Source organism: Streptomyces sp. NPDC060232 (assembly GCF_042726555.1).
In the GTDB taxonomy this organism is placed as follows: domain Bacteria; phylum Actinomycetota; class Actinomycetes; order Streptomycetales; family Streptomycetaceae; genus Streptomyces.
In genome coordinates this window covers 122,303-130,243 of sequence record NZ_JBHXAG010000014.1, presented here as the reverse complement: position 1 = coordinate 130,243, position 7,941 = coordinate 122,303, and the positions used below count along the sequence as shown (strand labels likewise).

Sequence of the window (7,941 nt, the reverse complement as noted above, 5' to 3'; positions counted from 1 at the left end):
AAGGGCGTCAAGGACTACGACGTCTACCGCGGCGCCACCAAGGTCGCCACGGTCACCGGCACCACCCACACCGACACCGGCCTGACCTCCGGCACCCCGTACACCTACAGCGTCAAGGCCCGCGACACCTCCCACCAGGTCGGCCCGGCCAGCGGCACCGTGACCGTCACCACCACCGGCAACCCGCCGCCGCGCGACGAGGCGCCCGGCGCGCCCGGCACCCCGGTCGCCGGTGACGTGACCAGCAGCTCGGTGAAGCTGAGCTGGGAAGCGGCGACCGACGACAAGGGCGTCAAGGACTACGACGTCTACCGCGGCGCCACCAAGGTCGCCACGGTCACCGGCACCACCCACACCGACACCGGCCTGACCTCCGGCACTCCGTACACCTACAGCGTCAAGGCCCGCGACACGGCCGACCAGGTCGGCCCGGCCAGCGGCACCGTGACCGTGACCACCTCCGGGCCCCCGCCGGTCACGGGCGACACCTTCTACCTGCGCTCCGGCGGGCAGCTGACCACCCAGGCGGCCGCGGCCGGGTCCTCGGACACCGTCCCGTCCGCAGGCGGCGCCAACCGCGACGGAACCCCGTACAACCCGCTCGCCTACGAGGTGAAGAACGTCAACGGCACCCTGAAGGCGGGCGCCGGCACGGCCTTCACCCTCAAGGTCGACGCCGGCACCCACGTCGGCTACGCCCAGCAGGCCCGGGTCTCCTACGACCTGACCGGTGACGGCACCTTCGACCGTGTCGAGACGTTCCGCTACTTCGCCACCGATCCGATCACCGGCTGGGAGGACTACTCCTCCGCCCGGCAGGGGACGCACTCCGCGTCGGGCACCCTGGGCGACCTGGACGGCGGCACCGTCCGCGTCGAGGTCTGGAGCGCCCTGGGCAACGGTCCGTCCACCCTCCAGGTGGGCACGGGATCCGTCCTGACCATCCCGTTCGACTGACCACCGATCGGCTCCGCCCGGCCTGTGCGGGATCGTCCCGCGGGCCGGGCTCGTCCGGTGGAAGGCCGGTTCCACGCCGCCACCGGCCACAGCCCCTTCGAACGCGGGTCGACCGCAGCCACCGTCCGGGCCGTCCACCACGACGATCCTGCACCGCTGGACCGTCAGCCCTCGCTCGCCCCCGTGATCGGGGGCCTCCTCGTCCGGGACCCGGATCGGCGCACGGACGGCAGGGAAGCGGCGGTGTGCCTTCGCGCCGCGATCGTCTCGGCCCGGGACACGGCCGTGGCACGGGTGCCGCGGAACACCCAGCCGGACGGAGCAGCCGACGACCGGCCGATCGCACGGCCGAACCGGCCCACCGGCGTCCATGCCCGCCCCGACGGGCACCGGAGGGCCGAGGGGCAGGGCGAGCACTGCGGGGCTGACACGGGCGGCACACTACGCGATACATCATTTCGCTTGCCGGGCGGCGCCAGCGGGTATCCCGGCTATCACCATGGCGTCAGTCTGACGGCAGTTGACACATGAGGAGTGAGGGGGCGCTCGCGGATGACGGAGCGGCTGGTGGCGGGCCGGTACCGGCTGGAGGGACTACTGGGGCGGGGCGGGATGGGAGTGGTGTGGCAGGCGACGGACGAGCTGATCGGCCGCCTGGTGGCGGTCAAGGAGTTACGTGTTCCGCCGGGGCTGTCGGACCGGGAGCGGTCGACGTTCGGCGAGCGGGCGCTGCGCGAGGCCCGCACGGCCGGCCGGCTCAGCCACCCGGGTATCGTCGCCATCCACGACCTGGTGCCGGCGACAGCACAGGACGACGCCGTCTACATCGTCATGGAACTCGTGAAGGCGCCTTCGCTGGCGGAGGTGCTCCAGCGCAACGGCGCTCTGTCCGAGGAACGAGTGACCGCCGTAGCCAGGCAGTTGATCGCCGCACTGCAGGCCGCCCACTCCATCGGGCTGGTCCACCGGGACGTCAAACCCAGCAACATCATGATGCTGCCCGGCGACGAGGTGAAACTTCTCGACTTCGGCATCGCCCACGCCGTGGACGACACCCGTCTGACCCGCCACGGCGTCGCCGGCTCCACCGGTTACATGGCACCGGAACTCTTCGAGGGAGCGGACCCCGCCCCCGCCGCCGATGCGTGGGCCTTGGGCGTCACCCTCCACCACGCCGTCGTGGGCGATGCCCCCTTCGCCCGCACCACCACGGCAGCGACCCTGCGCGCGATCCTCCACGAGGACCTGCCGCCCTCCCATAGCAGCCCCCCGCTCTCCACGTTGATCACCGCACTCCTCATCCGTGATCCCACTCGTCGGATGACTGTCGAGCAAGCCGGCGCCTTCCTGCACGCCAAGACCCCCACAACACCTCCAGGCCACCGAACCCGCACAGATCGGCAGGACCCCACCACCACCTTCGGACCGACGACCACACCACCGCGCACACCGCCGACGGCACCGACCCACTCACGCCAAGCCCCCTGGGCAGACCAACCCACCACCGTCGCGCCGGATTCCGTGGAAGTCCGCTGCAACCACCGACCGATCATGCGAAATGCGGCCATGGTGCCCCTTGTCGCCGGTCTGGCGGTGTCTCTGGCGACTCTCCTCCTCATAGGACCGACGAATGCGTCCGGGGTGGCAGGGGCCGTCATGCCCGGACTGGCGATCTCGTTGATCGGGGTGATCCTGCCATGGGTCCGACTCGAAAGTCTGGTCAGGGTTACCAGAAGTGGTTTGGCATTCCAAAGGCGCAAAGAGCGGTGGAGTGCGAACTGGGATCAGGTGCAGCGCATCAGCGTGGAACCCGGTCATCACGAGAGGCAGCCGCTGTGGCTCATCCGTGTCACGCTCCGCAGGAGTGCGGAGCCGGCGGTACCCGTGGCGTTTCGTGTCATCGAGGGGACTTCCACCCTCGACCAACTTTTCACAGAACCCGAGGAAGCGAGTCGTGCAGGCGAGGTAATTGCCGGCACCTATCTTTTGTTCGCGACGCATGAGCAGGCACGCAGTGAACTAGCTCGCCTTCACACGTTTCTGCGGGACCGCGTTTCCGTGGATTACCAGCCGCACGATGACCTGGTGGCCATGCTGTGAATCTCCAAGGGTCTTCTGTTCTCCCCGTGAACGCCTTTCTCGTCGGGTCGTCCGCCGCCCGCGCTCTGCACGGGCACCACTCGGGTCCGGCCGGGCACCGATTCTGCTCCACCTGGCCATCGCTCCCAACGCGTGCTGTGGGTCATGACTCGTTACCGGTGCTGCAGGAACGCGTCAGGGCGTGGGCGACCGCACCGCGCCCGCGCTCGTCCGGGTCCTGGACGTCGTAGGGTCGAATCCGGACATGCACCATCGTGGCGCCATGCGAGCTTGCCGTGGCGCCATGATGATGTCATCATTGCGCTATGGACCTCACCCCCTACGTCGACAACCTCCGGCACGAACTCGGCGTCGCCGCCGAGGCAGGCGGAGACGAAGCCCGCGCCCTGGCCGAGCGGCTCACCGCGCAGCTTGAGTCGGCCGCCCGGCTCACCCTGCTGAACGCCCTGTCCGACGCGATGGACGAGGTCACCCGCGACCTGGCCCCGGGCTCGGTCCATGTACGACTGCGCGGGCTCGACCCGGAGTTCATGGTCACGGCACCGCCGACCCCGGACACCTTCGACGAGGGCTATGCCCCGGCGGTGGCGCCGCCGCCGGCGCCCACGCCGCCGGCCCCGGTGGACATCGAGGACGGCGCCACCTCGCGCATCAACTTCCGTCCGCCCGCCCAGCTCAAGGTCCGGGTCGAGGAGGCCGCGAGCCGCGAAGGACTCTCGGTCAACGCCTGGCTGGTCCGGGCCGTCGCCGCTGCCCTGGAACCCACGGCGAACCGCGGCACGGGCGGCTCGGCCCGGACGCCCGCAGCCGGGCAGGGATTCACCGGCTGGGTGCGCTAGCCAACCTCGCACCACCGCGCACTCCCGGGCAACACGTACTCCTGACAGCACACAACAGCCAAAGGACGGCTCAGCCATGCCTACTTTCGACACCCCCGAGCCCCTCTCCGCCACCCTTGAACTCGGCATGGGGCGGGCCCGGTTCATCGCGGGCAAGCGCACCGACACCGTGGTCGAGGTGATGCCGAGCGACCCCGGCAACGAGCGGGACGTACAGGCCGCCGAGGCCACCCAGGTCACCTGCGCGGGCGGGGAGCTCGTGGTCAAGGGCCCCAAGAGTCGATCACCCTTCGGAAAGGTCGGTTCGGTCGATGTGACCGTCGAACTGCCCGCCGGCTCGGACCTGACCGGCAAGACGGGTCTCGGCGACTTCGTCGGCGAGGGTCGGTTCAGGAACTGCCACCTGACGACGGCCACCGGTGACATCCAGCTGGAAGAGGCGGGGGCCGTAACGCTGAAGACCCCCCATGGGGATGTCCTCGTGGACCGTGTGACGGGCGAGGCCGACATCCAGGGATCGGGTCGGGTGCGGCTCGGCCGGGCCGACGGCGCGGCCACCATCAAGAACCTCAACGGCGAGACCGCGATCGGGGAGATCCGCGGGGAGCTCACGGTGCGCTCGTCCAACGGACCCGTCAGCGTCCAGCACGCGGGCTCCTCCGTCACGGCCAAGTCCGCGAGCGGCGCCATCCGGCTCGCCGAGGTGGTGCGTGGGCAGATCACCCTGGAGACCTCGGCCGGGGTGCTTGAGATCGGGATCGCCGAGGGGACTGCGGCCTGGCTGGACGTACGGTCCAAGGCGGGGCGTGTGCGCAACGAGCTCGGATCGGCGGAGGGGCCCCAGGCGTCCGAGGAGACGGTCGAGGTCCGGGGCCGGACCAGCGCCGGCGACATCGTGATCCACCGGGCCTGAGCCGCTCGCAGCCCAAGAGGACCCGAGCCGCTCACCGGCCCGAGACGGCCGGAGCCGCTCACCGCTCCAAGAACGCCTGCCTCGCCCACAGCGTGGGCACCCCATGGTGACGCCGACGCCCGCCCCGCATCTCCATAGCGCTGCCAGGGCACGAAGACGCGGCCCTTGCCGTCGTCGGGGACTCCGGGACCCCGGTCGACGATACGGAGCTCGACGCACTCGCCGAGGGTGTCGGCGGCGTCCCGTACCACCCCGTCGAGGTCGATCTCGCAGACGGGCGGGATGACCGTATCGGCCTGCGGGCGGGACACGTCGAGAGGGGCCCGATCACCCGATCAAGCGGCCCAGGCCGCCCGCGCCATCCTCCTCCATGCCGTGCCGGACCCTCCCCGATCGCCGTCCGACCGGCGCACGCCTCCGAGCGCACAGACGTGGCGGAGGCCTTGACCCCATGGCTGACCGCCGTGAGCAGCGCCCTACGGATCCGGTTGCCCGCCGCGAGGCCGCGCGCCAGCTGAGCTTCGTCCGCGCGCCAGCCGAGCTTCGCCCCTGCAGCCGCCGCCGGCCCTGACAGCCCCACGGAAGCCACGGCGCCGGCTGGCCCCCACATGGCGCCACGCTCACACCATGACACAGCGCGGGCATTGATCATTCCCCGCGCGCTGTACCGGCACCACTCATGCACCCGGCCAGGCACAGCCATGCGCTGCCCCATGGCGCCATGTCGCGCTGCCCGGATGCCGATCGCCGACCACTCAAGCGACCACACGACCGATTCAACGGGAGTCCCACCGTGGCTACGTTCCTTTCCCAACTGGGCCGCCTCGCCTTCAGGCGCCGGGGGGTGACACTGCTGCTCTGGCTGCTGATATTCGGCGGCATGGGCTTTGCCGCCACCTCCGCGCCGGCGCCGCCCGCCGAGACGTTCTCGATGCCGGGCACCGAGTCGCAGGAGGCCTTCGACCTGCTGACGGAGAAGTTCCCGGACGCGAGCGCCGACGGCGCCAGCGCCCGGGTCGTCGTCCGGGCCTCCGTTGGCCAGAAGATCACCGATCTCGAACAGCGGGCCGAAGTCGGCCGCCTTGTAGCCGAGTTGGGCAGGTCCTCCCCGCAGGTGGTGGGCGCCGCGGACCCCTACGCGACCCCCGAGGTCAGCATCAGCAAGGACGGTACGACCGCCTACACGGTGGTGACGTACAAGGTCTCCGCGATGGAGGTCAGCGACGAGGCCCACGACGCGTTCGACGCGGCCATCGCGAAGGCCGACAAGGCGGGCCTGACCGTCGAGGCCGGCGGCGACGCCGTGAGGATCGACCAGGCGATGGGCGGCACCGGCGAGCAGATCGGCATCCTGGTCTCCGCGATCGTCCTCGTCCTGACCTTCGGCTCGGTGATCGCGGCCGGCATGCCGCTGATCACCGCGCTGATCGGGGTGGGCATCGGCATCTCCGGCATCACGGCACTCGGCTCCACCCTCGGCCTGTCCGGCACCACCTCGACCCTCGCGATGATGATCGGCCTCGCGGTCGGCATCGACTACGCCCTGTTCATCGTGTCCCGGTTCCGTGCCGAGCGCGCCGAGGGCCGCAGCCCCGAAGAGGCCGCGGGCCGGGCCGTCGGCACCGCTGGTTCGGCGGTCGTCTTCGCGGGGCTCACGGTCATCGTGGCCCTCGCCGGACTGGCCGTCGTCAACGTACCGATGCTCACCAAGATGGGCCTCGCCGCGGCAGGAACCGTCGCGGTCGCCGTGCTCGTCGCGATCACCCTGGTCCCCGCCCTGCTCGGCTTCGCGCCGGTCAAGGTGATGGCCCGCAAGGGGCGCCTGCAGTACGCCGTCAAGCCGCTGTCGGAGCGCGGGCAGCGCAAGGCCGCCGAGCGCGCCGCGAAGCTGAAGAAGAAGAGCAAGCCCAACCTGGGCTCCCGCTGGGCCGGCTACGCCCTGCGCCACCCTGTGGCCGTCCTGCTCATCGGCGTGGTCGGCCTCGGCACGGTCGCCGTACCGGCCGCGAGCCTCGAACTCGGGCTGCCCGGTGAGGGTTCGATGTCGACGACGACCACCCAGCGCAAGGCGTACGACATGCTGTCGGAGTCCTTCGGGCCCGGGTTCAACGGACCCCTGATGGTCACCGTGCAGGCCAAGGACGCCAGAACGGCGGCCGACTCCGCGGGCAAGGTCTTCGGCCGGAACCCAGGCGTGGCCTCGGTCTCCCCCGCCACCGGCAACGAGGCGAACGACACCGCGATCATCAACATCATCCCGAAGACAGGCCCGACCGAGAAGAAGACCGAGGAACTCGTCCGCGACCTGCGCGCCACGGCAGGCGGCCTGGAGGGCAGCACAGCGTCCACGATCCTCGTGACCGGCCAGACGGCGATGTTCATCGACTTCTCGCAAACCCTGAACGACGCGCTCCTGCCCTACCTGGGCCTGGTCGTCGGCCTCGCCTTCCTCCTCCTCATGCTGGTCTTCCGCTCCATCCTGGTCCCGCTCAAGGCGGCCCTCGGGTTCCTCCTCTCGGTGGCCGCGGCCCTCGGCGCCGTCGTGGCGGTGTTCCAGTGGGGCTGGTTCGCCGATGTCGTCGGCATCGAGCAGACCGGCCCGATCATGAGCACGATGCCGATCTTCATGATCGGCGTGGTCTTCGGCCTCGCGATGGACTACGAGGTCTTCCTGGTCAGCCGGATGCGAGAGTCGTACGTCCACGGAGCACGCCCCGCCGAGGCGGTCGTCGACGGCTTCCGCCACGGCGGCCGGGTCGTCGCCGCGGCCGCGGTCATCATGATGAGCGTCTTCTCCGGCTTCATCGTGGAGGACAACGACTTCATCAAGATGATCGGCTTCGCCCTCGCGATCGCCGTCTTCTTCGACGCCTTCATCGTCCGCATGGCGATCGTGCCCGCGCTCTTCGCCCTGCTCGGCGAGTCCGCCTGGTGGCTGCCCAGGTGGCTGGACCGGATCCTGCCCCGGGTGGATGTCGAGGGAGAGAAGCTCGGGCGATCCGCACCCCGCTCCGGGCGGGAGCGCACCCTCGTCGGCTGAGTGAGCCCAGTATGGCGCCACGACGGCGCCCCCGTACCGACTCCCAGTCGGCGCGGGGGCGCCGTCGGCACATGCATTCATGCAGGTCAGAC

At 70.5% G+C, this 7,941-nt stretch carries 4 protein-coding genes and 1 pseudogene; all 5 read left to right on the top strand.

Annotated elements, in window-relative coordinates:
• Positions 1 to 465 (top strand): annotated as a pseudogene (locus tag ACFWFZ_RS21430) (fibronectin type III domain-containing protein); the annotation flags it as partial.
• Between the two features lie 1,044 nt (positions 466 to 1,509).
• Positions 1,510 to 3,057: a serine/threonine-protein kinase gene (locus ACFWFZ_RS21425; RefSeq protein ID WP_387124379.1), complete on the top strand. Its 1,548-nt coding sequence runs from the start codon at positions 1,510 to 1,512 to the stop codon at positions 3,055 to 3,057.
• 305 nt (positions 3,058 to 3,362) lie between these two features.
• Positions 3,363 to 3,896 (top strand): hypothetical protein, encoded by a 534-nt coding sequence (locus tag ACFWFZ_RS21420; RefSeq protein WP_387124377.1) that lies wholly within the window; start codon positions 3,363 to 3,365, stop codon positions 3,894 to 3,896.
• 76 nt (positions 3,897 to 3,972) lie between these two features.
• On the top strand, positions 3,973 to 4,809 hold the full coding sequence (locus ACFWFZ_RS21415; protein ID WP_387124376.1) for a DUF4097 domain-containing protein: 837 nt from the start codon (positions 3,973 to 3,975) through the stop codon (positions 4,807 to 4,809).
• 793 nt (positions 4,810 to 5,602) lie between these two features.
• A complete protein-coding gene (locus ACFWFZ_RS21410) occupies positions 5,603 to 7,849 on the top strand; it encodes an MMPL family transporter (protein ID WP_387124374.1) in 2,247 nt (748 codons plus the stop codon).
• The last annotated feature ends 92 nt before the right edge of the window (positions 7,850 to 7,941 follow it).

Coding starts and splice junctions, on each gene's coding strand:
- ACFWFZ_RS21425 (WP_387124379.1), top strand. CDS start 1,510: ATGACGGAGCGGCTGGTGGCGGGCCGGTACCGGCTGGAGGGACTACTG.
- ACFWFZ_RS21420 (WP_387124377.1), top strand. CDS start 3,363: ATGGACCTCACCCCCTACGTCGACAACCTCCGGCACGAACTCGGCGTC.
- ACFWFZ_RS21415 (WP_387124376.1), top strand. CDS start 3,973: ATGCCTACTTTCGACACCCCCGAGCCCCTCTCCGCCACCCTTGAACTC.